Raw genomic sequence first — 24712 nt, forward strand, 5'->3', positions numbered from 1 at the left:
CTCGCATATACCCCTAAAGTTAAGGTTATCCATTCGTCTTCCCAACACCTGTGGTTTGCAACGAGTGCTTATTGTGGGTGGTAAAAAGGAAGTGGGGTAGACGCATGTGATGCGTCTCTACATACATTGCTAATTACGGCTGACGTTGATATTCCAGATAACGTTCACCTATTTTCTTATGCTTCTCGACAAACTCTTTTGCCTCTCGTAAGGTTTCTGGATAGATAGCTGTTCTTGTGGCTCCGTTAGAGTTATCAGGAATAGGCTCGTAAATATGATTATATATAAACCCATGAGCTACAAGATACCTTACTGTTTCCCATTTAGCGTTATCTGATTTTCTGGGCGGCCTAAAATTGTAAGACATGTAAGTCATGATTTTTCCACAATGAGGGCATGTAGTATCTCTCACTTCAGTAGCTATCATATTAAAAGCTATTTTACAATTTAAGCAAACATTCTTGTGCCCCATCGACGTAGTTTTTTATAGATAAAGATAGTAAATGATGTTAAAAAAATCTAAAGCGCCGCAGGGATGAAACAAAAAAGCGACAAGTTTCTTGTCGCTTTTAAATTATAAGGAGTACCCGTTTTTACAAACCGAAAGCCTGTTTTACTTTGTCAACATAGTCCAGTTTTTCCCAGGTAAACAGTTCTACTTCGCGTTTCAGTTCGCTGCCGTCATGGGCAATGAATGTTTTGGTTACCGTTTCGCTTGGTTTGCCAAAGTGACCGTAAGCCGCGGTTTCGCTGTAAATAGGATTGCGCAGTTTAAAACGGGTTTCAATAGCATATGGGGTCATGTTAAACACTTCTTCTACTTTTTGGGCTATTGCACCATCGTGCAGGTTTACTTTGGCTGTGCCATAAGTGTTTACGTAGATACCCATTGGCTGTGCTACGCCAATAGCATATGATACCTGTACCAGTACCTCGTCGCAAACACCGGCAGCTACCAGGTTTTTGGCGATGTGGCGGGTTGCATAAGCCGCCGAACGATCAACCTTTGAAGGATCTTTACCCGAGAATGCACCGCCACCATGCGCGCCTTTACCCCCGTAAGTATCTACAATGATTTTACGACCGGTTAAGCCGGTATCGCCATGCGGCCCGCCGATAACGAATTTACCGGTTGGGTTGATGTGATACTTGATCTGGTCATTAAAGAAGTGGGCGTATTTTGGATATTTAGCTTCAACACGCGGAATCAGGATGCTGATGATGTCCTGTTTGATCTTGGCCAGCATAGCACCTTCCTCATCAAAATCATCGTGCTGGGTTGATATTACAATGGCATCGATGCGTTGCGGTTTGTTGTCGTCGCTGTACTCTAAAGTTACCTGCGATTTGGCATCGGGCCTCAGGTATTTGATCTCGCTGTTTTCGCGGCGGATAGCTGCCAGCTCAATTAAAAGCGCGTGGGCAATATCCAATGCCAGGGGCATATAGTTGTCGGTTTCCACAGTGGCATAACCAAACATCATACCCTGGTCGCCGGCGCCCTGCTCTTCCTTGGCCTGACGGTCGACACCCTGGTTAATATCCGGCGATTGCTCGTGAATAGCCGATAGTACGCCGCAGGAGCTGCCATCAAACATATATTCTCCTTTGGTATAACCAATTTTATTAATCACCTCACGGGCAATTTTTTGTACATCTAAATAAGCTTTTGATTTTACCTCGCCGGCTAAAATTACCTGTCCGGTGGTTACCAGAGTTTCACAGGCAACTTTTGAATTTTCGTCGAACGCCAGGAAATGGTCGATGAGGGCATCTGATATTTGGTCTGCAACTTTATCCGGATGTCCTTCTGATACGGATTCAGAGGTAAATAAGTATGGCATATAAGTTTGATAAAAGATTTAATTAAATAAAGCCGAAAGGAGCGAGTTTTAACGGATCGAGGTAAAAAGAAGCGTTGGTTTTAGCACTTTTTTACGTGGTTGCAATCCAGCCCGTCAATTGACGGGCAATTAAATCAGTCCACTTTCGGGTGGTAAAAATAAAACAAATTTCACAAAGCCGAAAATACATTTACTTTTGGGGGCTGAAATAATTGATTTCGGAATTCGGATGTTCAATTTCGGATTTTTAACCGTTGTTAGTTTAAAGAGGGCTACGCCTTTAGAATTTAGAGTTTCGGATTTAGAATTTAAAGTTTAGAGTTTTTGAAGCTGAAATAATACAGATAATTGAAACGTAAAGCGTTATTTATAATAAACCCTATATCGGGTGGGAAGAAGAAGGACGGGGTGCCTGATCTTATTGATCAAAATATTGATAAGGCAGTGTTTGACGCAACCGTTGTTTTTAGTGATGGGGTATCGCACGCGCGTATCATTGCGCTGGAGGCGGTAGGTAAATACGATATGATTGTGGCTGTTGGCGGCGATGGTACGGTAAATGAAATAGCATCGGCTATTGTAGGCAGTGGTACGGCCCTGGGCATAGTGCCCTACGGATCGGGCAATGGCCTGGCTCGTTTTTTGGGCATCCCCATGAATCCCAACCAGGCCATACGGGCTTTGGTAAAAGGTCATGTGGAAAGTATTGATTCGGGTACAGTGAATGGCCAGCCATTTTTTAATATGGCAGGTATGGGTTTTGACGCGCACATCAGCGAGGTGTTTTCGCACGGCAAAAAGCGCGGTTTTGTATCCTATATCAAATCATCTATAGAGGAAATATCTACCTATGATGAACAGCAATATCATATTGAAATTGATGGCAAGGTTTATGAGCGTAAAGCGTTTATGCTGAGCATTGCCAATTCATCGCAATATGGTAACAACGCGCATATATCGCCCAAGGCATCCGTGCAAGATGGTTTGCTCGATATCTGTTTGATCAGGAAGTTCCCGTTATGGCGTTTCCCGGAAATGGGTATCCGGATGCTGACCAAAACATCAGAGAGTACCAGTTATGTTGAAATTATACGCGGTAAGCAGATTAATGTTACCCGCCAAACCAAAGGCCCCATTCATCTTGACGGCGAACCGCAGGTAATGGGTACTGCTATACATATTAGTATAGTGCCCAGTTCATTAAAAGTTATTGTAGGCCCAACGTATAAAAAGAATTAAGTAAAGAGAGCGGGTGCGGGGTGCGGGTGTCTGATTTCAAGTATTCAGTTCCGGCAACACGCTCCCCGCTCCAAAAAAATGTTATGGCTAAGAAAAATTTCACCGGGGTAGTATACTCAACAGATCCTGATTTTCAGTACCAGGAAAACGGGGGGGGCGCCGTGCAAACATTGCCCCCGCAGCAGCAAAACCTTAAAATTTATCTTGACCGTAAGGGTGGCAGTAAGCTGGTTACCCGGATTACCGGTTTTATCGGCACCGATGCCGATCTGGAACTTATCGGCAAGAAGCTAAAAACAAAATGCGGGGTAGGCGGTTCCGTAAAAGATAATGAGATACTGATACAGGGCGATTTCAGGGATAAAATATTAACCCTGCTGCAAACCGATGGATACAAGGCAAAAAAGGCAGGAGGATAATAAAGGCATATACGCCGGATAATAAAACAGCTAAGCGTATAACATACACTAAAATAAAAAAAAACTTTTGGCGTTATACTACTCCCGGCCGCTATGAAATGGCTTTAAAACCAATATTGTAACATATTAATAACACAATTTTTATCAGTTAATGCTTGATAATCTAAAAAAAAATGGTTTTCATTGCAAATAATTGTCGTGGCAACACACAATATTCAAGCATTGTTACGTTAATAATGACCAATTAGGCGCAAAATGTAATTCGGTATTAAAAAATTGTAAAGAATAACATAAAAGATTTTTTTATTTCATTAAAATTCTATTTTTGTTATTCGCAAATTAAAAGCACATTTAACAAACTTATAATATAAACAAAAACTAAAACTAAAATTTAAAAGTAATGGCAAACGCACCAACAAAACCAACTACTCCTGTTAACAAAGAAAGCTCAAGTGCATCTGGCTTGTTTGCATCCTTAACTATTCCAATCTGCCTGATTGTTACTACGCTTATTTTTATATTTGTTCTGGGCGATCCAAGCCACTTCAAAGGCGGCGACAAAACTGCTTTTCCAGTAGATATTTTCGGAACAGTATATAGCGGTGGTGTAATCGTGCCGGTGATCATGGCCTTTTTGTTAATGGTTATCGTTTTCTCTATCGAGCGTTTCGTGGTAATCGGAAAAGCTTCTGGTACAGGCAGTGTAGATGCTTTTGTTAGAAAGATCCAATCACAACTGAATGCCGGTAACATTGCTGGCGCATCAGCAGAATGCGACAAACAAAAAGGTTCTGTAGCAAACGTTATCAAATCAGCACTGAAAAAATACGCTGAAATGGAATCTGAACCAAGTCTTGACGTTGATCAAAAAGTATTAGCTATTCAAAAAGATATTGAAGAAGCAACTGCTTTGGAAATGCCAATGTTAGAGCAAAACTTAACTATCATCGCTACTTTGGTATCTATCGGTACATTAACCGGTCTGTTAGGTACGGTTGTGGGTATGATCAAAGCCTTCTCTTCATTAGCGGTATCAGGTGTACCAAACCAGATCGAACTATCTTCACACATTTCTGAAGCGTTGATCAACACTGCATTCGGTATCAGTACTTCTGCTGTTTCTATCGTAATGTACAACGTATTTACATCAAAAATTGACAAGTTAACTTACGCAATTGACGAAGCCGGATTCAGCATTGTACAAACATTTGCTGCATCACACAAAAATGCCAACAGATAATAAATATATAGGTTAATTAGCTTTCGTCCCCCCATTTGTCCTATATAATATAACCAGGAATAATGCGTGGATGTTATAATTATTGAATTCTATATATTTTAAAAAAAATCAAATATGGCAAGGATAAAAGTTCCAAGAAAGAGTACAGCGATTGACATGACCGCCATGTGCGACGTGGCCTTCCTGCTGCTTACTTTCTTTATCATGACCGCGAAAGTACGTACCGAGGACCCGGTTCCTATCGATGTGCCAAAATCATCGATACAACAGCCGATTCCGGAGAACGACTTCGCTACCGTTTCTGTGGGTTCACAGAAAGCATTTTTTGGAATGGAGGGTGTTGATCTGCGTAAGCAAACCTTAACTCAAATGGGCGAACTTTATAAAACAACGTTTACCCCCGATGAGTTAAACAGGTTTTCTACTATTACATCAATAGGCGTTCCCTTTAACCAAATACATCAGTTTATTGCATTATCAGCTGATGATCAAAAAAAATATAACAAACCAGGTATCCCCCGCGATTCTGTAAGTAACGAATTATTTAACTGGATCCGTGAAGCCCGTAAAGCTACTGTGGCATTGCACAATGTGCAGTTGCGTATAGCTATAAAAGGTGACAGCAAAGAGGAATATCCGGTTATTAAGGATGTTATAGGCATTTTGCAAAAGCAAAAGGTTAACAAGTTTAGTTTAATAACAAACTTAGGCGGCGGTGGTACTGCTCCTAAAAAATAAAAGATCATGGCAGAATTAGATACCTCCGGGGGAGGCAAGCATAAGGGTGGCAAGGTTCGCAGTAAAAAGCAATCCACCCGCGTAGATTTAACAGCGATGGTTGACCTGGCTTTCTTGCTGATCACTTTCTTTATCATGACAACCACATTGGCCAAGCCAAAAGCGATGGACCTTGCAATGCCCGATAAAGATGAAAAAACCAAAGACCAATTGGCTATTGCGGCTTCACGTTCACTAACCCTATTATTGGGCAGTGGCGATAAGCTGGAGTGGTACCTTGGTGAACCTGGTAAATCAGCACCAACCATTGATAATTACAGCAAAGACGGTTTACGCAAAACCCTTTTAGAAAAAAAGAAGGAAGTTTTGGAAAAAACAGGTAAAGCCATATTTGTTGTAATTAAGCCAAGTGATAAATCAACATACAAAAATGTAGTTGCCGCGCTTGATGAGATGAATATCACCAATATCGACAGTTATGGTATAGTTGATATTTCACCAGTTGAGATCGATCTACTTAAAAAAGACGGTTTATACCAGTAATAAATAATTTAAAATAACGTTATTAATACCCATTAAATCTTAAAAGATGTTTGGATCGAAATTAGACATATTAGATCAGAAATGGATCGACGTTGTTTTTAGTAGCAGAAATAAGTCTTACGGGGCTTATGAGCTGAGAAGGGATAACTCCAAAAATACGTCGAGAGCGCTTATTATAGCAATCATCGTGTTTGTATTTGTTGTTGCTTTACCTACTATCATCAACAGGATTCAGGGACTTATCCCTAAAGCTGATCAAAAAGTGAAGATAACAGACGTAGTGCTGTTACCTCCACCACCCGTGGATCAAACTAAAAAACCACCTCCGCCGCCACCTGAACCGCCAAAACCAAAGGTTGACCAGGTACGTTTCCCACCTCCGGTTGTGAAACCAGATAACGAGGTTAAGGAGAAGGATCCACCAACAATAAAAGAACTTGCTGTTGCCGATCCTGGTCAGAAGGACCAAAAAGGTGACCCTAACGCCGACATCAGAATTGATGAGCCGGTAGGTAACTCGGATGTTAAACAAGTAGTAGAGGCCGACCCTAACCAGATCTTTACTTCGGTAGAGCAGGTTCCGGAATTCCCGGGAGGTTTGGATAAATTCGGCGCCTATTTGGGTAAAGCTATCCGTTATCCGGCTGTTGCCCGTGAAAACGGAACTCAAGGCCGTGTAATTGTTACCTTCGTAGTTGAAAAAGATGGCTCTTTAACCGATATTAAGGTTACAAGAGGTATCGGAAGCGGTTGCGATGAGGAAGCGGTTCGTGTATTGAAAAACTCACCGAAATGGAAACCAGGTATACAAAATGGTCGTCCGGTACGTGTACAATATAGCGTTCCAATCAGCTTTACGTTAGCGAGCGAATAATGCCACTTAATTTTAATAAAGAACAAAAATCGCCCAAAAGGCGGTTTTTGTTTATTATAGGCGCTGTCACCTTTGTTTGTTTTGTCGTTTTAGGCTTAATGATCATGTTTTGGGATCAGCTGCCCCTACAGTTACCGCGATATCAGCGCCTGCTTTTTGGCGGCTTTGTTATTGCCTATTCCATTCTGCGGTTTTCGAGGTTGTTTAAGAAGGATCAGTATGAAGATTAATTTTAAGAGTAAATTTTTATTTTTCGCATTGTTTTTAATAGCAGGCTTACAGGCCTGTAAACAAAAAACCTCAAAATATACTGTTGATAATGACGCTAAATCGGGCACAGCAACATTTGCGGCCGATGCTTCTTTCTCACCCATCTTAGATCAGGAGTTATATGTTTATTCCAATTTAACTCCCAATGCCAAAATCAATATTTTATATAAAACGGAGAACGAAGCCGTAAATGCATTGCTAAACGATAGCGTGCGCGTAGCGATATTATCGCGCGATCTTACAGCCGACGAACGCGCCGTGATCACTAAAAGGACATTATCTGCAGAAACGGTACGCTTTGCAATTGATGCTGTAGCGCTCATCGTTAACACCGCCTCTAATGATACTACCATTACTGTAGGGCAATTGAAAAAACTGCTCACCGGACAGGGCGATTTAAACAGAACTATTGTTTTTGACAACCCAAATTCAAGTTTGGTAAGGTATTTGAAGGACTTTACCGGAAGCAAAGGATTTACACAGAAAAATATTTATGCCCTTAAATCAAATAAAGAGGTTTTAAAATATGTGAGCGAGCATCCTGACGCTTTGGGCATAACCGGTTTTAGCTGGCTTAATGACCCGGATAAGGATTATGCCGGATATGTGGAAAAGGTTAAGATAGTGGGTGTCAGGGATGAGTCAAATAAACAATACCCGGACACTTATTTTAAACCCTCACAAGAAACGCTTGTCTTAAAACAGTATCCCTTAAGCAGAGGGCTTTATATAATCAATTGTACAAGCAAGGTAGGCCTGGGCATGGGTTTCGCTAAATTTTTGGGCAGTCAGCCAGGCCAGCGTATCATATTAAAATCAGGCCTGTTGCCTGATTCTATACCAACGAGAGAGATTAGTATAAAAAATAAATTTTAATTAAAGATGAAAATGATCAGTAAAATAGCCACGGCATCATTAGGACTGTTATTAGGAGGTTCATCAGTTTTTGCGCAAAGTCTAGCCGACGCCAAAAAAGCTATTGACGCCGAACAGTATCAGAAAGCTAAATCGATGCTAAAAAACCTTACGACCACTCAGGCCGATAAGGATGAGAACTTTTTTTACCTGGGTTGGGTGTATATTAAACAAGATTATGCCGACTCTGCAAAAGCAGCTTTTAATAAAGGTATTGCTGTAAATTCCAAATCAGCTTTAAATTACGCTGGTTTAGGCGCTGCCGCCCGTTTAGATAAGGATAACGCCGGAGCAACCAACAACTTTAACCAGGCCATTGCACTGGCTGGTAAAAGCTCAAAACCATATCAGTATGTAGGCGAAGCTTATTTATTGGTTGCACCTGGTGCAAAAGTAGCGCCGGCTGATGCTAATGCAGCGATAGCCGTTTTACAAAAAGGTAAAGCAGTAAATCCTAAAGACGCGGAATTATTAATTACCCTGGGTAATGCTTACCGCTCACAATTAAAGAGCAACGAAGCTTACCAGGCTTACTCTGATGCGTCAACCATCGATCCAAAAAACCCGGCAGCAAAAGTAGCTACAGGTGTTTTATGGCAATTTGCCAATAACTTTGAGGATTCTGAAAAGCAATTTCAGGATGCCTTAGCTATCGACCCTAATTATGGTCCGGCTTACCGCGAATGGGCTGAAACTGACCTCCGTTGGTCATTTACAGATCCTAAAATGGCTTCTGCTAAAATTAAACAAGCTACCGAAGAATATAAGAAATATTTAAGCTTAACAGATCTTTCTATTGAATCGCAAATGCGTTATGCCGACTTCTTGCTGTTGGCCGGTGATTATAAAACGCTGCAACAAGTAGCAGCTGATCTTTCAAAATCAGCAAACACCAATGCGAGAGCATACCGTTACCTGGCTTATGCAGCTTATGAGAATAAGGATTGCCCTGCCGGTTTAACCGCGATGAACACCTGGTTCCAGAAAGCCGATCCTAAACGTATCCTGCCACGTGATTATTTATACCTGGGCCGTTTACAAATGTGCGGTGGTCAGGATTCGGTAGGTATTAATACGCTGAAGAAAGCATTGGCTCTTGATTCAACCCAGACAGATGTTTATGGGGAAATTGCCAAATCCTTGTATGGACAGAAAAAGTATGTTCAGGCTGGGGATGCTTATAAACTGGTAACAGAAAAGGGAGGGCATAATGTAAAGCTTACCGACTATTTCTACGAGGGAATCAGCTACTACTTTGGTTATGATTCAAAGAAACCTAATGCTGATTCATTATTGACAAAAGCGGATTCGGCTTTCAGTTATGTTATGCAAAAGAGTCCAAATACTCCTGATGCTTACCTGTATCGTGCCCGGGTTGCTGATTTAAAAGAAAAAGACCGGAATAATATCGAAGGTTTTGCAAAGCCATTTTACGAAAAATTCATTGAATTATTAAATGCTAAAGGTGCACCCGATGATAGGGGCAAAAAGAATTTAGCCGAAGCTTATGTTTATTTGGCCAATTATGCCGAGTTTAAGGAAAAAGACTTGACCAAAGCCACTGATAATTATACCAAAGCCAGAGATAACGACCCTACTAATAAGCAGGTGGTCGCTTTCTTTGCTCGTAAAGGCGGAGCCAGTAAAGGCAAATAATGTTTTATAATAGGCTGATGCAGCAATGTTATCGTTTGCTGTTTAAAGCTTAAAAAATAAAAAGGTCTCTTGTAAAAGAGGCCTTTTTTATTATAGTTCCATTAGTATATTTGCAGCATGGAATTACAAAGTACACCGCTTAATTATTTGCCCATCATTATTCAAATGTTAGTGGCTTTAGGGTTTGTGGTAACCACCATGTTTGTAACGCATAAAATTGGTCCTAAGCGTAAAACTAAAGACAAACTGACTCCCTTTGAATCGGGGATTGAGGTAGTGGGTAACGCCCGTACCCCCATATCCATTAAATATTTCCTGGTAGCCATATTGTTTGTGCTGTTTGATGTGGAAGTAATATTTATGTATCCCTGGGCAGTTAATTTCAAAGCAATGGGCGCCAAGGGCATGGTCGAAATGTTCATTTTCATGGCCACGCTTTTATTGGGTTTTATATACGTAATAAAAAAGAAAGCTTTAGACTGGGATTAAGTTTAGATGTGCAGATGATAGATGTGCAAATATGCAGATGTGCGGATGTGCAGATGATAGGATTCCGTTAATTCTTAAATTCTGTTAATTCTGGTTCAGACATAATCATCTGCACATTTGAAATCTGCACATCCGCACATCTAATAAAAAGCCCCAAGGGCTTTTTTAGAATCGTTCTAAATATAGCTTCGGGGTAGCCATCGTGTACTTTTTACATGGTTATTATTGTAAATTTGCCCTCATTATCCGTCTTTTCCGGATAATGGATTTCTATTAAAATAGTTCAATGAGTGATATTCAATTAGTTGACGCTCCTGCTGGAGTAGAAGGCGCCGGATTTTTTGCTACCTCGCTTGATAAAGTAATAGGTATAGCACGCTCAAATTCATTATGGCCGCTGCCATTTGCCACCTCGTGCTGTGGTATCGAATTCATGGCAACTATGGCCTCTCATTATGACCTTTCAAGGTTTGGTGCCGAGCGTTTAAGTTTTTCACCTCGCCAGGCCGATCTGTTGATGGTAATGGGTACTATTGCCAAAAAAATGGCTCCTGTATTAAGACAGGTATATCTGCAAATGGCCGAACCCCGTTGGGTGATGGCTGTTGGCGCCTGTGCCTCAAGCGGTGGTATATTTGATACGTACTCCGTTTTACAGGGTATTGATGAAGTGATCCCGGTTGACGTTTATGTGCCCGGTTGTCCGCCACGCCCCGAAGCTATTATTGATGGCTTTATAAATATTCAAAAACTGGTGCAAACAGAATCGCTTCGCAGAAGAAACGAACCTAAGTACCAGGAATTGTTAGCTAAATACGGAATCCAATAATGGCCCAGATCCCTAACGAAGAGCTCTTAAAAAGAATTGCTGAAAAGTTTGACCAGCAGGTAACCCTTGTGGGCGAACCCTATGGTTTACTTACGGTGGAAACCGGCCGTGAGCAGATCATTGATCTGTTAACCTTTTTAAAGACCGACGATGCTCTCCGGTTTATATTTTTAACAGATATTACCGCTATACATTACCCGGAGCAGGAAAAGCAGATTGGTATTATTTATCACCTGCACAGTTTAACCACCAATACCCGTATCCGTATTAAAGTGTTTTTAGCCGATGGTGATGTACACATTCCTACGGCTACTACAGTGTGGGAAGGCGCCAACTGGATGGAGCGCGAAACATATGACTTTTTTGGGGTTATATTTGACGGCCACCCAGACCTGCGCCGTATATTGAATGTTGACGACATGACGGCTTTCCCGATGCGAAAAGAATTTCCGCTGGAGGATCCAAACCGTGTTGATAAAAAGGATTATTTCTTCGGAAGATAACATATATAGAATTTGGTATCAAGTAGTTAGTATCAAGTATCAAGATTTCTGAAATACTCAAAAAGTACACGGCAATAGTCTTGATACTTGATACTAACTACTCGATACTGACTAAACAACTATACTGATGCAAAATCATCCTGTATATACAGACAACGATCCGCAAAACGAGCTTTCGACCCTAAACCTTGGGCCAACGCACCCGGCAACGCATGGTGTGTTCCAAAACGTGCTGCAGCTTGACGGGGAAAGAATTGTAAGCGGCGTATCAACTATTGGTTATATACACCGCGCGTTTGAAAAAATTGCCGAACACAGACCATTTTATCAGATAACCCCGCTTACCGACCGTTTAAACTATTGCTCATCGCCCATTAACAATATGGGCTGGCACATGACGGTTGAAAAGCTGTTGGGCATTCAAACCCCAAAACGTGTGGATTACCTGAGAGTGATCATCATGGAATTGGCCCGTATCTCTGACCATATCATCTGCAATGGTGTATTGGGTGTAGATACCGGCGCGTTTACAGGTTTCCTGTACATGATGGAGCACCGCGAATCTATTTATGAAATATATGAGGAGATCTGCGGATCGCGCCTCACTACCAATATTGGCCGCATAGGTGGCTTTGAGCGTAATTTTAATACTATCGCTTTTGCTAAGCTGCGTGCCTTCCTGAAGAATTTCCCGGTTACACTGAAAGAGTTTGAATCGCTGTTTAACCGTAACCGTATTTTTGTTGACCGCACCAAAGATGTGGCCGCCGTTACTGCCGAAACCGCGTTAAGCTACAGCTGGACAGGTCCGTTACTGCGTGCAGCCGGTGTTGATTATGACGTAAGGGCCATGAACCCCTACTCATCATACGAAGATTTTGATTTTGAAGTGCCCGTAGGTACCAATGGCGATGTTTACAGCCGCTTTTTGGTACGTAACGAAGAGATGTGGCAAAGCCTGCGCATTATAGAGCAGGCCCTGGTAAAACTGGAAAAAGAGCCATCAGACATTTTCCATGCCGATGTGCCAGAGTTTTACCTGCCTCCAAAAGAGGAAGTTTATAATAACATGGAAGCACTCATCTATCACTTTAAAATAGTGATGGGCGAAATTCCAACACCAAATACCGAAGTATATCATTCGGTAGAAGGCGCCAATGGCGAGCTGGGCTTTTACTTGGTGAATGATGGCGGACGCAGCCCATACCGTTTGCATTTCCGCAGACCAAGCTTTATCAATTACCAGATGTATGCACCCATGAGCCGCGGTATGTTGTTATCAGACGCTATTATTAACATGAGTAGTTTAAACGTTATAGCCGGAGAGTTAGATGCTTAAAGTGGAAGATACTCAGGTACCGGTTGATTTTTCGCCGGAACTGATCAGTAAATTTGATGATATCGTAAGCCGTTATCCGCAGGGAAAACAAAAATCGGGCTTGCTGCCGATACTACACCTGGTACAAGCGGAGTTTGGCTGGGTGAGTGTACCTGCAATGGATAAAGTAGCCGCTTACCTGGATATATTACCTATTGAAGTATACGAAGTAGCTTCATTTTATACTATGTACTTTTTACGCCCGCAGGGTAAATATGTACTGGAGGTTTGCCGTACCAGCGGTTGCTGCCTGGTAGGCGCCGAAAAGATCATGGATCATATTGAGCAAAAGCTGGGTGTAAAAGAAGGCGAAGTTACTGCCGATGGCCTGTTTAGCTGGCGCGGTGTAGAGTGTTTGGCAGCCTGCGGCTTTGGCCCGGTTTTACAAATTGGCCCTGAATATACTTTTTACGAGAATTTAACTAACGATTCGGTAGATAAATTGATCAGTGATTTAAAAGCAGGAAAAAGAGATTAAGGATTTAAAGACAAAGGATTAAAGACTAAAAATCTGGTTTTAGAATTTAGTAATTAGAGTTTAGAATTTAGAGATTAGTATTTAGCTTTTAGAATTTAGAGATTAGAATTTAAACAAATGGGTCGCAAATTATTATTAGAACATATAAACGTACCCGGCATCAATACCTTTGATGTTTACCGCTCCAAGGGTGGTTACGCTTCTGTTGAAAAAGCTATCAAAACCATGTCGCCAGATGCGATCGTGGAAGAGGTAAAGAAGTCCGGATTACGTGGTCGGGGCGGCGCAGGTTTCCCAACCGGTATGAAGTGGAGCTTTTTGGCCAAGCCCGAAGGTGTAGCACGTTACCTGGTTTGTAATGCCGATGAGTCTGAACCCGGTACTTTTAAAGACCGTTACCTGATGACCTACATTCCTCACTTATTAATTGAGGGAATGATCGTATCGAGCTTTGCACTGGGTGCCAATACTTCGTTCATCTATGTTCGCGGCGAAATGATGCCGCAGATCAGGATCCTGGAAAAAGCTATCGCCGAAGCAAAAGCAAAAGGCTTTTTAGGTAAAAATATTTTGGGCTCAGGTTACGATCTGGAGCTTTATGTACAGCCAGGCGGCGGCGCCTACATTTGCGGCGAAGAAACCGCTTTACTGGAATCACTGGAAGGCAAACGTGGTAACCCGCGTATTAAACCACCATTCCCGGCTATTGCAGGTTTATATGGTTGCCCAACGGTGGTAAACAACGTAGAATCCATTGCTGCAGTAGTACCAATCATCAACGAAGGCGGTGACGAATACGCTAAACTGGGTATCGGCAGAAGCACAGGAACCAAGCTGATCTCAGCCGGTGGTAACCTGAAAAAGCCCGGCGTTTATGAAATTGACCTGGGTTTACCAGTTGAAGAATTTATATATTCTGATGAATATTGCGGTGGTATTGCCAATGGCAAACGCCTGAAAGCGGTTGTCGCCGGTGGTTCATCGGTACCAATTTTACCAGCCAATCTTATCCTGAAAACTGTTAATAACGAGCCGCGCCTGATGAGCTATGAATCATTGAGCGATGGTGGTTTTGTAAGCGGTACTATGTTAGGTTCCGGTGGCTTTATAGCTTATGATGAGGATGCCTGTATTGTACGCAATACCTGGAATTTCGCCCGTTTTTATCATCATGAAAGCTGCGGACAATGTTCGCCATGCCGTGAAGGTACCGGGTGGATGGAAAAAGTATTGCACCGTTTAGAGTACGGTCATGGTAAACAAAGTGATATGGACCTGCTGGTTGATATCTCCAAAAAAATTGAAGGGAATACGATTTGTCCGCTGGGTGACGCGGCAGCATGGCCTGTGGCCAGCGCTATCCGCCACTTCAGGGATGAGTTTGAATGGCACGTGACTAATGCTTCAGAAGCAACAACAAGGAATTACGGTTTAGCACATTACGCAGATCCGTTGCCGAAACTGGAATCAGCTACAGCTTAAATAAAATATGTCATTGCGAGGAACGAAGCAATCTCCTCGCATACAAGTTGAGGAGATTGCCACGCTACGCTCGCAATGACATATCAAAGAATAAAGATAGGTTTCTAAACCTTAGAGTTTAGAAATTAGAATTTAGAGTTTATACAAGGACGTTATATAAAATGTCAATGAAAGTAACCATAGACGGGATTCCCGTTGAAGTAGAACCGGGAACAACTATCCTGAATGCCGCAAGGCAGATCGGGGGCGATATTGTTCCGCCTGCGATGTGCTATTACTCCAAGCTGGAAGGCAGTGGTGGTAAATGCCGTACCTGTTTGGTTAAAGTAAGCAAAGGCTCTGAAAAAGATCCGCGCCCTATGCCTAAACTGGTAGCCTCATGCCGTACCACGGTAATGGATGGCATGGAAGTGCAGAATATTACCTCGCCCGAAGTGATCGAGGCTCGTAAAGGTGTGGTGGAAATGTTGTTGATCAATCACCCGTTGGATTGTCCGGTATGTGATCAGGCTGGCGAATGTCATCTGCAGGATCTTGGCTTTGAGCATGGCGCGGCTAAAACCCGCTACGAGTTCGACCGTCGTACGTTCGAGAAAATTGATATTGGCGATAAGATCCAGCTGCACATGACCCGTTGCATCCTTTGCTACCGTTGTGTATTCACTGCCGATCAGATCACCAATACCCGTTTACATGGCATCCTGAACAGGGGCGATCATTCCGAGATCTCTACCTATATATCAAAAGCTATCGATAATGATTTCTCCGGCAACGTGATCGACGTTTGTCCGGTAGGAGCGTTAACCGATAAAACTTTCCGCTTTAAAAACAGGGTATGGTTCACCAAACCTGTTGACGCGCATCGTGATTGCGATAAATGCTGTGGTAAAACAACTTTGTGGTACAAGGGCGAGGACGTGATCAGGGTAACCGGCCGTAAAGATGTTTATGGCGAGGTAGAGGAGTTTATTTGCAATACCTGCCGTTTTGATAAAAAGAAAACAGCCGACTGGGTTATCGAAGGTCCGCGCAAGATATCACATAAATCGGTGATCAGCTCCAATCATTACGAATTTACACCGCTGCCGGTGGTTAAAACCAACCCGGTACTGATGGAAGCGAACAAAGAACAATTTGAAAGGAACACCCGCTTATAATGGAAACTGCCGACTTAATATTTAGGATTGTATTGATAGTGGTCATTTTCGCTATCAGTCTTGTTGTGGCCATGTACTCTACTTATGCCGAGCGTAAGGTGGCCGCGTTTTTCCAGGACAGGATTGGCCCTAATCGCGCGGGTCCGTGGGGTATTTTACAACCCCTGGCTGATGGCGGCAAAATGTTTTTGAAAGAAGAGATCATCCCAACCAACGCTACAGGTTTCCTGTTTATTGTAGGGCCGTCGTTAGCTATATTAACAGCATGCATAGGCTCGGCGGTTATCCCATGGGGACAGGCTATCACTATCGGCGGTCGTACATTTGATCTGCAGGTTACGGATATCAACGTAGGTATCCTATACATTTTTGGTGTGGTATCATTAGGTGTATACGGCGTAATGATAGGCGGCTGGGCATCAAACAATAAATATTCATTGCTTGGCGCTATCCGTGCGGCATCACAAAATATCAGTTATGAAATTTCGATGGGTTTATCCATCATCGCTTTATTGATGTTAACCGGCACCCTGAGCTTAAAAGAGATCGCCATTCAGCAGCATGGTTTTTCCTGGAATGTTTGGCGTCAGCCGTTTGGCTTTATTTTGTTTTTGGTATGTGCCTTTGCCGAAACTAACCGTACGCCATTTGACTTACCCGAGTGTGAGACAGAGTTGGTGGGTGGTTATCATACAGAGTATTCTTCTATGAAACTGGGCTTTTACCTGTTTGCAGAGTATATCAATATGTTTATCTCATCGGCTGTTATGGCTACCTTGTATTGGGGCGGCTATAACTATCCAGGAATGGACTGGGTGCTTGCTCATACCGGCCCAACTATAGGTCCGCTTATTGGTATGGGGATTTTCTTTATCAAAATATTCATGTTCATCTTCTTTTTCATGTGGGTTCGCTGGACAATTCCGCGTTTCCGCTATGACCAGTTGATGGATCTGGGCTGGAAAATATTGATACCATTGGCCATTGCCAACATTGTGCTTACCGGTATAGGTAGTACACTACTTACACACTTTGGATATTAATTGAAATGGAATCATTAAGTAATAAGAAAAAAGTACTGGAAGTAAAGCCGCTCAATTTTATGGAGCGTGCTTATCTACCGGCTATTGTTAGTGGCCTGGCTACTACCATGAAGCACTTTTTCAAGAAACCGGTTACGATCAGTTATCCGGAAGAGAAGCGCGAATTTTCTGAGAATTTTCGTGGTATGCACTCCCTGAAACGTGATGAGAACGGTAAAGAGCGTTGCACCGCCTGCGGGCTGTGCGCACTTTCATGCCCGGCCGAAGCCATTACCATGACGGCGGCAGAGCGCCAGCCAGGCGAGGAGAACTTGTATCGTGAAGAAAAGTATGCTGCTGTTTATGAAATAAATATGCTGCGCTGCATTTTCTGTGGATTGTGTGAAGAGGCTTGCCCCAAAGAAGCTATTTACCTTGATGGAGATATTGTGCCTGCCGACTATTTGAGGAAGGATTTTATTTACGGTAAAGACAAATTAGTAGAGGCCCCCTTAAATCAATAAAGAAGTTTTATACCTTTGCCCAACTCTTTGAGCGGGCAAGGGTATTTTGTAAATATAAACATGAGTACATTTTACTTCATCGCGTTTTTGTCCATATTCTTTTCGATACTGGTTATCTCGGCCAAAAACCCGGTACATAGTATCCTTTACCTGATACTTACCTTTTTTACATTCACCATTCATTATATTTTATTGAATGCCCAGTTCCTGGCCGTTGTTAATTTTATCGTGTATATGGGCGCTATCCTGGTACTATTCCTGTACACGCTGATGCTCATCAACCTGAATAAAGAAAGCGAACCGGTTAAGCCTTTTATGGTGAAAATAGCGGGTGTATTTGGTGGTGGCATTTTGGTGGTTGCTTTGGCATCATCATTAAAGCTGATAGCCACATCAAACCCGGTGATCTTAAAAAATCCCGATCTGGGACTGGTGAAAAATCTGGGTAAAGTATTGTTTAATGAATTTTTACTGCCATTTGAAGTATCGTCTGTATTGCTGTTATCGGCAATGGTGGGTGCTGTTTTGCTGGCTACTAAGGACCCTAAAACCACATAATGGAAAGTTTAACAAATACCTTACACGCGGTACCGCTTAATCACTATATATTATTAAGCGCCATTATTTTTTCGATAGGTGTAATGGGGGTACTGATACGCCGTAATGCTATCGTAATATTTATGTCGGTTGAGCTGATGCTTAACGCGGTTAACCTGTTGCTTACTGCCTTCTCGGTTTATCGTGGCGACGCCAGCGGACAGGTTTTCGTATTTTTTATTATGGCATTGGCCGCCGCGGAAGTTGCGGTAGGACTGGCCATCATCGTGATGATATACCGGAATACTAATTCGATTGACATCAACGTGCTGAACAGGCTGAAATGGTAGAGTGATTTCGGATCTCGGAATTTCGATTTCGGATTTACAATCTATAAAAATATAAACGCGTTACGTAGAATATTAACGTATCACGTACAACATAAAACGTACAACGTATAAAACATGAATCAATACATCTGGCTTATTCCTATATTACCGTTAGCCGGTTTTATTATTAACGGACTTGGCCGCAATTCATTATCAAAAAACGTAATTGGCTTTATTGGCAGCCTGCTGGTGCTGGTGTCTTTTGGTTTAAGTCTGGCGGTTTTTTTCCAGATCAAATCAAGCGGTCACCCCATTAATGTTACTTATTTCGACTGGATCTCTGTTGGCACACTAAAAATACCTTTCGCGTTCCTGGTTGACCAATTGAGCGCTATCATGCTATTGATCATTACGGGTGTTGGTTTCCTCATCCATCTGTATTCAATAGGTTATATGCACGATGATAATGGTTTTGGTAAATTCTTTGCCTATCTCAATCTGTTCGTGTTCTTTATGCTTTTACTGGTGATGGGTTCCAATTACCTCATCATGTTTATCGGTTGGGAAGGTGTAGGTTTATGCTCTTACCTGCTTATCGGTTTTTGGTATACCAATCCAAGTTATGCCGATGCTGCGAAGAAAGCCTTTGTCATGAACCGTATAGGTGACCTTGGCTTTTTGTTAGGTATATTTTTGATCATCCATATTTTTGGCAGCATTGATTTTGCTACCATATTCCCTAAAGCGGCTACTTTAACTGCCAGTCAGGCAGTACCCTTAACGGCTATTACTTTACTGCTTTTTGTGGGCGCTGTAGGTAAATCGGCGCAATTGCCATTGTTTACCTGGTTACCCGATGCAATGGCAGGCCCAACGCCGGTATCGGCACTGATACATGCGGCCACCATGGTTACTGCCGGTATTTACATGATAGCGCGTTCCAATATTTTCTACACCCTGTCTCCGTTTACTATGGAGTTGGTAGCCATCATCGGTTTGGCAACGGCATTGTTCGCTGCATTAATTGCGTTAACACAAACTGATATTAAAAAGGTATTGGCTTATTCAACTGTATCGCAATTGGGATATATGTTTTTAGGTTTGGGTGTTGGTGCTTACACGGGTGCTTTCTTCCATGTGTTAACTCATGCGTTCTTTAAAGCATTATTATTCCTGGCGGCGGGATCGGTGATCCACGCTATGAGCGGCGAGCAGGATATGCGAAAAATGGGCGGACTGAAAGGTAAGATTAAAATAACTTTTGCCACTATGCTGATAGGTACTATTGCCATAGCAGGTATCCCGCCATTCTCCGGCTTCTTTTCAAAAGACGAAATTCTGGCTCATGCTTATGCTCACAGCACCACATTTTATGTGATCGGTGTATTTACGGCCATGTTAACTTCATTCTATATGTTCCGGATGCTGTATCTTACTTTTTACGGAAAGTTCCGTGGTACACATGAGCAGGAACATCATGTACATGAGTCGCCGGCAACCATCACTATTCCATTGATTGTGCTGGCCATTCTTTCGGCTATAGGCGGTTTCATCGGCGTACCTAAAGTATTGGGCGGTCACCATGAGCTGGAACATTTCCTGGCACCGGTGTTTGAAAAATCAACAGCTATACTGGGCGAACATGAAATGTCAGCTTCTACAGAATTTCTGCTGATGGGTATTTCGGTAGCCGTAGCGCTGATAGCCCTGGTTTATGCATATGTTAAATACGGAAAAGGAGGCAGCATACCGGTTGCAGATACCGAGGAGCGCCCGGCATTGACCAGCATATCCTACAACAAATTTTATATCGATGAGCTGTATGATCTGATCATCCGTAAACCTTTGGATTTTCTGTCCACTTTCTTTTATAACGTTGTGGAACGCCTGGGTATTGATGGTTTGGTGAACGGATTAGGCAAGGGTACTATTGAAACCAGTAAAGGTTTGCGTTTACTGCAAACCGGTAATGTAGGTTTCTACATATTTATCATGGTACTTGGAATTATTGCTGTATTGGCGTATAGCATATTTGGATTAACTAAAATATAAACGATAAGCGTTTACCATATAACATGACCGTTAGTATATTAATATTTTTACCAGTAGTTGCCGCAGTTATAGTAGCCTTATTAAAAAATGGGACCGCTAAGCACGCTGCATTATTTTTCTCAGTTGCCGAACTGGTAATTGCCGGCTTATTTTTAAGCAAGTTTATACCCGATGCAAGTACCCAATTTGCTATTGACGTACCATGGATACCAAAATTTGGTATCTACTTTAGCGCCGGTATCGATGGTATCAGCATGATCATGGTATTGTTGACCACATTGCTTGTACCGCTTATTGTTTTATCAACCTATCAGCACAAGTATAACAACGAGGGCGCTTTTTATGGTTTGATATTGTTTATGCAGGCCGGTTTGTTGGTTGTATTTACAGCTTTAGATGGATTTTTGTTCTACGTCGGCTGGGAAGCCGCATTGATTCCTATCTATTTTATATGTGCCCTGTGGGGCGGTGAAAACCGCATCCGCATTACCATTAAGTTTTTTATATACACGTTTGCCGGTTCGTTATTTATGCTGGTAGGTATCATTTACCTGTACCTGCAGTCGCCGGGAAAAACCTATGATATTCATGAGTTTTACAACGTTCATATGAGTATGGATGCCAAACATCAGTCGCTGGTGTTTTGGGCATTTTTCCTGGCCTTCGCTATCAAAATGCCTTTGTTCCCGTTCCATACCTGGCAGCCAGATACTTACACCGAAGCACCTACAGCGGGTACGATGATGTTGTCTGGTATTATGCTTAAAATGGGTATCTATGGTGTTATCCGCTGGTTAATACCAAATGCACCACTTGGCTTTGCACATTGGCAAGCCCTGGTCATGATACTGGCAGTGATCGGTATTATATATGCTTCACTGATCGCCTTTAATCAAAAAGACGGTAAACGCTTAGTAGCCTATTCGTCCATAGCACACGTTGGCTTAATAGCTGCGGGGATATTTGCCTGGACAGCGGTAGGTGTTCAGGGAGCTATGATCCAAATGCTTAGCCACGGAATCAACGTGGTAGGTATGTTCTTTATCTGGGATATCATTAGCCGGAGGTTAAATACCCGCGATATTAGCCAGCTTGGTGGTATTGCTAAAGTTGCACCAAAATTTTCCATAGCTTTTTTAATTATAGTATTGGGTACGGTAGGTTTACCTTTAACCAATGGCTTTGTGGGTGAGTTTTTACTGCTTAATGGCGTGTTTGAGTACAGCGCCTATCATTATTTCAATATTGCATTGGGAGGAGTTGCCGGTTTAACTATCATTTTTGGCGCGGTATATATGCTGCGCATGTACAAAAATGTAATGCAGGGCGAAACCAACGAGCTAACCGCTACTTTTACTGATATTAGTGGATCTGAAAAGCTAACCTTATGTATTATTTGCGTACTGATCATCGCAATAGGTGTTTACCCGCATCCTATTCTGCATATATCAGAGGCTGCTGTTAATAATTTAATACATACTATAAACATTAAAACTTATTAAAGAAAATTCTAAGCCCTAATTTCTAAACTCTAAAAAGAGGATGATTAAATTTTAAGCTTTGGAATGGATACTGAAGGAAATAGTGTCAAGAAATATAACTTAGAGAGCAGGACATTTGACTTTGCTAATAGTTGTAAAGAATTTTTAAAAACAATAGATAGAAATATACATAACGTTGAATATTATAAGCAGCTTATTCGTTCGTCTGGCTCAGTAGCGGCAAACTTTATTGAAGCTAATGAGAGTTTTTAGCCGCAATGATTTTTCACACCGGGTAAAGATTTGCCGGAAGGAAGCAAAAGAAAGTATATTGTGGCTCAAATTGATTGACGTAAATGAACCGCAGGCACTAAAAAGAGATTCGTTAATTCAGGAAGCAACGGAATTGATGAAAATTTTTGGAGCGATACTTGAAAAATTGAAGAACACTAATTAAAAAATAATCACAACTAAAAAGTTCAAATTTAGAGCTTAGAAATTAGGATTTAAGGCTTAGGATTTAGAGCTTAGAAATTAGGATTTAAGGCTTAGGATTTAGAGCTTAGAAATTAGGATTTAGGACTTAGGATTTAGAGCTTAGAATTTAGGATTTAGAATTTCACATAAATGAATACTTTAATCATCATATCTGTTTTACCAATAGTGCTTTTGTACCTCGGCTTGTATAAGGCTACAAAATCATTATTACCGGTTACTATTATTGGTTTGCTGGCGGCCTTAGGTTTAGCCATTGCCCAATGGAATAATGTTGCCTTGCCTATATACCACGGTATGATGATGTTTGATAATTTTGCAATCGCCTTTTCGGGGATCACCATTGTTGCGACTATACTTATCCTGATGTTGTCAAAAGGATATTTTGATAGAATAAGTAAACACGTGGCCGAGTACTACGCTATTATTCTGTTTTCATTGGCTGGTATCATTGTGATGGTATCCTTCTATAACCTGGTGATGCTGTTTATCGGTATCGAGATCATGTCAGTAAGTTTATACATACTGGCAGGTATCAAGAAAAGCGATTTTGCATCGAACGAGGCGGCTTTAAAATACTTTTTGATGGGGGCTTTTTCAACAGGCTTCCTGTTGTTTGGTATCACGCTATTGTACGGAACTACAGGTTCATTTAGCCTGGAAGTGATCCGCGACTGGGTTTTGGCCCATCCACATGCCGACCCAATGTTTTACACCGGCATAGCGCTGATCATTGTTGGTCTTTGCTTTAAAGTAGGTGCTGCCCCTTTCCACTTCTGGACACCGGATGTGTACGAGGGAGCGCCAACGCTGATCACGGCGTTCATGTCAACCGTAGTTAAAACTGCGGGCTTTGCCGCCTTCCTGCGCCTCTTCTCGGCCTGTTTTGCGCCATTGTCTGATTTTTGGGTACCTGTCATATTGGTTATCACTGTTATTACTTTGTTTATCGGTAACATCACCGCCCTGTATCAGCAAAGCTTTAAACGCATGCTGGCTTTTTCGAGCATATCACACGCAGGTTACCTGCTTTTTGCTATTGTAGCTTTAGGCTCAGGCTCTGCTAATTCGGTATTTATTTACGCGACAGCATACTCTATAGCTTCGATCATTGCTTTTGGCAGTTTGATACTGGTACAGCAGCAAAGTGGCAGCGATAATTTTGAAAGCTTTAACGGTCTGGCAAAAAGTAACCCCTTCCTGGCATTGGTATTAACTATTGCCATGCTTTCGCTGGCGGGTATACCGCTCACTGCGGGCTTTATGGGTAAGTTCTTCATGTTTTCCGGAGCATTGGCCAAATACCATGTTTGGTTGGTTATTATAGCGGTAGTAAACGCCATTATTAGTATTTTTTATTATTTCCGGGTTATTATCGCCATGTATTTCCGCACGGCAGATCGTACCGAGCTGGTGGTGCCTGCCTATTATAAAATAGTATTTATCATTTCGGCGCTGGTAACTATTCTTATCGGTGTTTATCCGGATTTTATTGCCAGGTTCATTTAATCAATAACTGGATAACTGCAAATTGATTTAATATTTGTAGTTTTACAGATATAGTGAATGGAAAGTTTTTGGGAATACCTTCAAAATTTAACGGACGCTCAATCCATTATAAGCAGGGGGGGCTTTTATCTCTTGCTTGTTGTTGTGTTTGCTGAAACCGGCCTGTTTTTTGGTTTTTTTTTACCGGGAGATTATCTGCTGTTCATGGCAGGCCTGCTGTGCGCGGCGGGGAAGGTTGATGTAACTATATCCACATTGGTTTTATCGCTTATTGGTGCCGGAGTATTAGGTAACTTTGCCGGCTATTGGTTCGGATATCGAACGGGGCCGGTCTTGTTCAATAAGAATGATTCCCTGTTCTTTAAAAAACGATACGTAACCCTGGCCAGCGAGTTTTATAATAAGTATGGCGGCATGGCATTGATTTTAGGCAGATTTTTCCCTATAGTTAGAACATTTGCCCCTATATTTGCAGGTGTAGTAAAGGTTGATATAAAGAGATTTACTTTATTTAACTTCATAGGCAGTGTAACCTGGGTATGCGCATTTACCCTGAGCGGCTTTTTTCTGGGGAAACGCTTTCCGCAGTTAAAAGATTATCTGCAATACATTGTTTTAGGATTGATCATAGCTACTTCTATTCCGTTGATAGTAGCTTATGTAAGAAAGAAAATATTAGAAGCAAAAGAAAATAAATAATATAAATAGA

The 24712-nt window shown here is 41.9% G+C and carries 28 protein-coding genes; 26 read left to right on the forward strand and 2 right to left on the reverse strand.

Going from position 1 to position 24712, the window contains the following annotated elements; all coding sequences use genetic code 11:
• Window positions 1-133: 133 nt before the first annotated feature.
• Together AB6735_RS17440 and metK are read right to left on the reverse strand one after the other, a co-directional pair.
• Window positions 134-427 (reverse strand): hypothetical protein, encoded by a 294-nt coding sequence (locus tag AB6735_RS17440; RefSeq protein WP_370997087.1) that lies wholly within the window; start codon window positions 425-427, stop codon window positions 134-136.
• Between the two features lie 166 nt (window positions 428-593).
• Window positions 594-1844: a methionine adenosyltransferase gene (gene metK, locus AB6735_RS17445; protein ID WP_370997088.1), complete on the reverse strand. Its 1251-nt coding sequence runs from the start codon at window positions 1842-1844 to the stop codon at window positions 594-596.
• Between the two features lie 348 nt (window positions 1845-2192).
• On the opposite strand from metK, the gene AB6735_RS17450 reads away from it, so the two are divergent.
• From AB6735_RS17450 to AB6735_RS17575, 26 genes are all read left to right on the forward strand, one after another.
• Window positions 2193-3083 carry a diacylglycerol kinase family protein gene (locus tag AB6735_RS17450; protein WP_370997089.1) on the forward strand — a complete coding sequence of 297 codons (891 nt, stop codon included), beginning with the start codon at window positions 2193-2195 and terminating at the stop codon, window positions 3081-3083.
• Window positions 3084-3166: 83 nt separating this feature from the next.
• The gene (locus tag AB6735_RS17455; RefSeq protein ID WP_370997090.1) at window positions 3167-3502 is read left to right on the forward strand and encodes a translation initiation factor; all 336 of its coding nucleotides are present in this window, start codon (window positions 3167-3169) and stop codon (window positions 3500-3502) included.
• Window positions 3503-3902: 400 nt separating this feature from the next.
• Entirely contained in the window at window positions 3903-4742 is an 840-nt protein-coding gene (locus AB6735_RS17460; protein ID WP_370997091.1) for a MotA/TolQ/ExbB proton channel family protein, read from the forward strand.
• A gap of 114 nt (window positions 4743-4856) precedes the next feature.
• Window positions 4857-5480: an ExbD/TolR family protein gene (locus AB6735_RS17465; protein WP_370997092.1), complete on the forward strand. Its 624-nt coding sequence runs from the start codon at window positions 4857-4859 to the stop codon at window positions 5478-5480.
• A gap of 6 nt (window positions 5481-5486) precedes the next feature.
• Complete coding sequence (locus tag AB6735_RS17470; protein WP_370997093.1) at window positions 5487-6023, forward strand: ExbD/TolR family protein; 537 nt, start codon at window positions 5487-5489, stop codon at window positions 6021-6023.
• A gap of 46 nt (window positions 6024-6069) precedes the next feature.
• On the forward strand, window positions 6070-6897 hold the full coding sequence (locus AB6735_RS17475) for an energy transducer TonB (protein ID WP_370997094.1): 828 nt from the start codon (window positions 6070-6072) through the stop codon (window positions 6895-6897).
• Window positions 6897-7127, forward strand: coding sequence for a hypothetical protein (locus AB6735_RS17480; protein ID WP_370997095.1), 231 nt, complete (start codon window positions 6897-6899; stop codon window positions 7125-7127). The genes AB6735_RS17475 and AB6735_RS17480 overlap by 1 nt, the downstream gene beginning before the upstream one ends.
• Window positions 7117-8043 carry a PstS family phosphate ABC transporter substrate-binding protein gene (locus AB6735_RS17485; protein WP_370997096.1) on the forward strand — a complete coding sequence of 309 codons (927 nt, stop codon included), beginning with the start codon at window positions 7117-7119 and terminating at the stop codon, window positions 8041-8043. The genes AB6735_RS17480 and AB6735_RS17485 overlap by 11 nt, the downstream gene beginning before the upstream one ends.
• A gap of 12 nt (window positions 8044-8055) precedes the next feature.
• A complete protein-coding gene (locus AB6735_RS17490; RefSeq protein ID WP_370997097.1) occupies window positions 8056-9738 on the forward strand; it encodes a tetratricopeptide repeat protein in 1683 nt (560 codons plus the stop codon).
• 117 nt (window positions 9739-9855) lie between these two features.
• Window positions 9856-10227, forward strand: coding sequence for an NADH-quinone oxidoreductase subunit A (locus AB6735_RS17495; RefSeq protein WP_370997098.1), 372 nt, complete (start codon window positions 9856-9858; stop codon window positions 10225-10227).
• A gap of 286 nt (window positions 10228-10513) precedes the next feature.
• Entirely contained in the window at window positions 10514-11056 is a 543-nt protein-coding gene (locus tag AB6735_RS17500) for an NADH-quinone oxidoreductase subunit B (protein ID WP_076375850.1), read from the forward strand.
• Window positions 11056-11559: an NADH-quinone oxidoreductase subunit C gene (locus AB6735_RS17505; RefSeq protein ID WP_166091090.1), complete on the forward strand. Its 504-nt coding sequence runs from the start codon at window positions 11056-11058 to the stop codon at window positions 11557-11559. Before AB6735_RS17500 ends, AB6735_RS17505 begins: the two co-directional genes overlap by 1 nt.
• Window positions 11560-11686: 127 nt before the next feature.
• Window positions 11687-12898: an NADH-quinone oxidoreductase subunit D gene (locus tag AB6735_RS17510; protein WP_370997099.1), complete on the forward strand. Its 1212-nt coding sequence runs from the start codon at window positions 11687-11689 to the stop codon at window positions 12896-12898.
• Entirely contained in the window at window positions 12891-13415 is a 525-nt protein-coding gene (nuoE, locus tag AB6735_RS17515; RefSeq protein ID WP_370997100.1) for an NADH-quinone oxidoreductase subunit NuoE, read from the forward strand. Before AB6735_RS17510 ends, nuoE begins: the two co-directional genes overlap by 8 nt.
• 117 nt (window positions 13416-13532) lie before the next feature.
• Window positions 13533-14897, forward strand: a complete 1365-nt coding sequence (gene nuoF / locus AB6735_RS17520) for an NADH-quinone oxidoreductase subunit NuoF (RefSeq protein ID WP_370997101.1) — start codon at window positions 13533-13535, stop codon at window positions 14895-14897.
• 167 nt (window positions 14898-15064) lie between these two features.
• Window positions 15065-16054: a 2Fe-2S iron-sulfur cluster-binding protein gene (locus AB6735_RS17525; protein WP_370997102.1), complete on the forward strand. Its 990-nt coding sequence runs from the start codon at window positions 15065-15067 to the stop codon at window positions 16052-16054.
• Window positions 16054-17097: an NADH-quinone oxidoreductase subunit NuoH gene (gene nuoH, locus AB6735_RS17530; protein ID WP_370997103.1), complete on the forward strand. Its 1044-nt coding sequence runs from the start codon at window positions 16054-16056 to the stop codon at window positions 17095-17097. Before AB6735_RS17525 ends, nuoH begins: the two co-directional genes overlap by 1 nt.
• 5 nt (window positions 17098-17102) lie before the next feature.
• The gene (locus tag AB6735_RS17535) at window positions 17103-17600 is read left to right on the forward strand and encodes an NADH-quinone oxidoreductase subunit I (RefSeq protein WP_076375866.1); all 498 of its coding nucleotides are present in this window, start codon (window positions 17103-17105) and stop codon (window positions 17598-17600) included.
• A 60-nt stretch (window positions 17601-17660) separates the two neighbouring features.
• Complete coding sequence (locus AB6735_RS17540) at window positions 17661-18158, forward strand: NADH-quinone oxidoreductase subunit J (RefSeq protein WP_370997104.1); 498 nt, start codon at window positions 17661-17663, stop codon at window positions 18156-18158.
• On the forward strand, window positions 18158-18487 hold the full coding sequence (gene nuoK / locus AB6735_RS17545; protein WP_370997105.1) for an NADH-quinone oxidoreductase subunit NuoK: 330 nt from the start codon (window positions 18158-18160) through the stop codon (window positions 18485-18487). The genes AB6735_RS17540 and nuoK overlap by 1 nt, the downstream gene beginning before the upstream one ends.
• Before the next feature lie 114 nt (window positions 18488-18601).
• Window positions 18602-20518 (forward strand): NADH-quinone oxidoreductase subunit L, encoded by a 1917-nt coding sequence (gene nuoL / locus AB6735_RS17550; RefSeq protein WP_370997106.1) that lies wholly within the window; start codon window positions 18602-18604, stop codon window positions 20516-20518.
• A 23-nt stretch (window positions 20519-20541) separates the two neighbouring features.
• Window positions 20542-22020, forward strand: coding sequence for a NuoM family protein (locus AB6735_RS17555; protein ID WP_370997107.1), 1479 nt, complete (start codon window positions 20542-20544; stop codon window positions 22018-22020).
• A 63-nt stretch (window positions 22021-22083) separates the two neighbouring features.
• The gene (locus AB6735_RS17560) at window positions 22084-22272 is read left to right on the forward strand and encodes a four helix bundle protein (RefSeq protein WP_370997108.1); all 189 of its coding nucleotides are present in this window, start codon (window positions 22084-22086) and stop codon (window positions 22270-22272) included.
• On the forward strand, window positions 22259-22456 hold the full coding sequence (locus AB6735_RS17565) for a four helix bundle protein (RefSeq protein ID WP_370997109.1): 198 nt from the start codon (window positions 22259-22261) through the stop codon (window positions 22454-22456). The genes AB6735_RS17560 and AB6735_RS17565 overlap by 14 nt, the downstream gene beginning before the upstream one ends.
• 170 nt (window positions 22457-22626) lie before the next feature.
• Window positions 22627-24003 (forward strand): NADH-quinone oxidoreductase subunit N, encoded by a 1377-nt coding sequence (locus AB6735_RS17570; RefSeq protein WP_370997110.1) that lies wholly within the window; start codon window positions 22627-22629, stop codon window positions 24001-24003.
• A gap of 57 nt (window positions 24004-24060) precedes the next feature.
• The gene (locus AB6735_RS17575; RefSeq protein WP_370997111.1) at window positions 24061-24702 is read left to right on the forward strand and encodes a DedA family protein; all 642 of its coding nucleotides are present in this window, start codon (window positions 24061-24063) and stop codon (window positions 24700-24702) included.
• Window positions 24703-24712: the final 10 nt, after the last annotated feature.

This window comes from Mucilaginibacter sp. RCC_168, assembly GCF_041355315.1.
In the GTDB taxonomy this organism is placed as follows: domain Bacteria; phylum Bacteroidota; class Bacteroidia; order Sphingobacteriales; family Sphingobacteriaceae; genus Mucilaginibacter.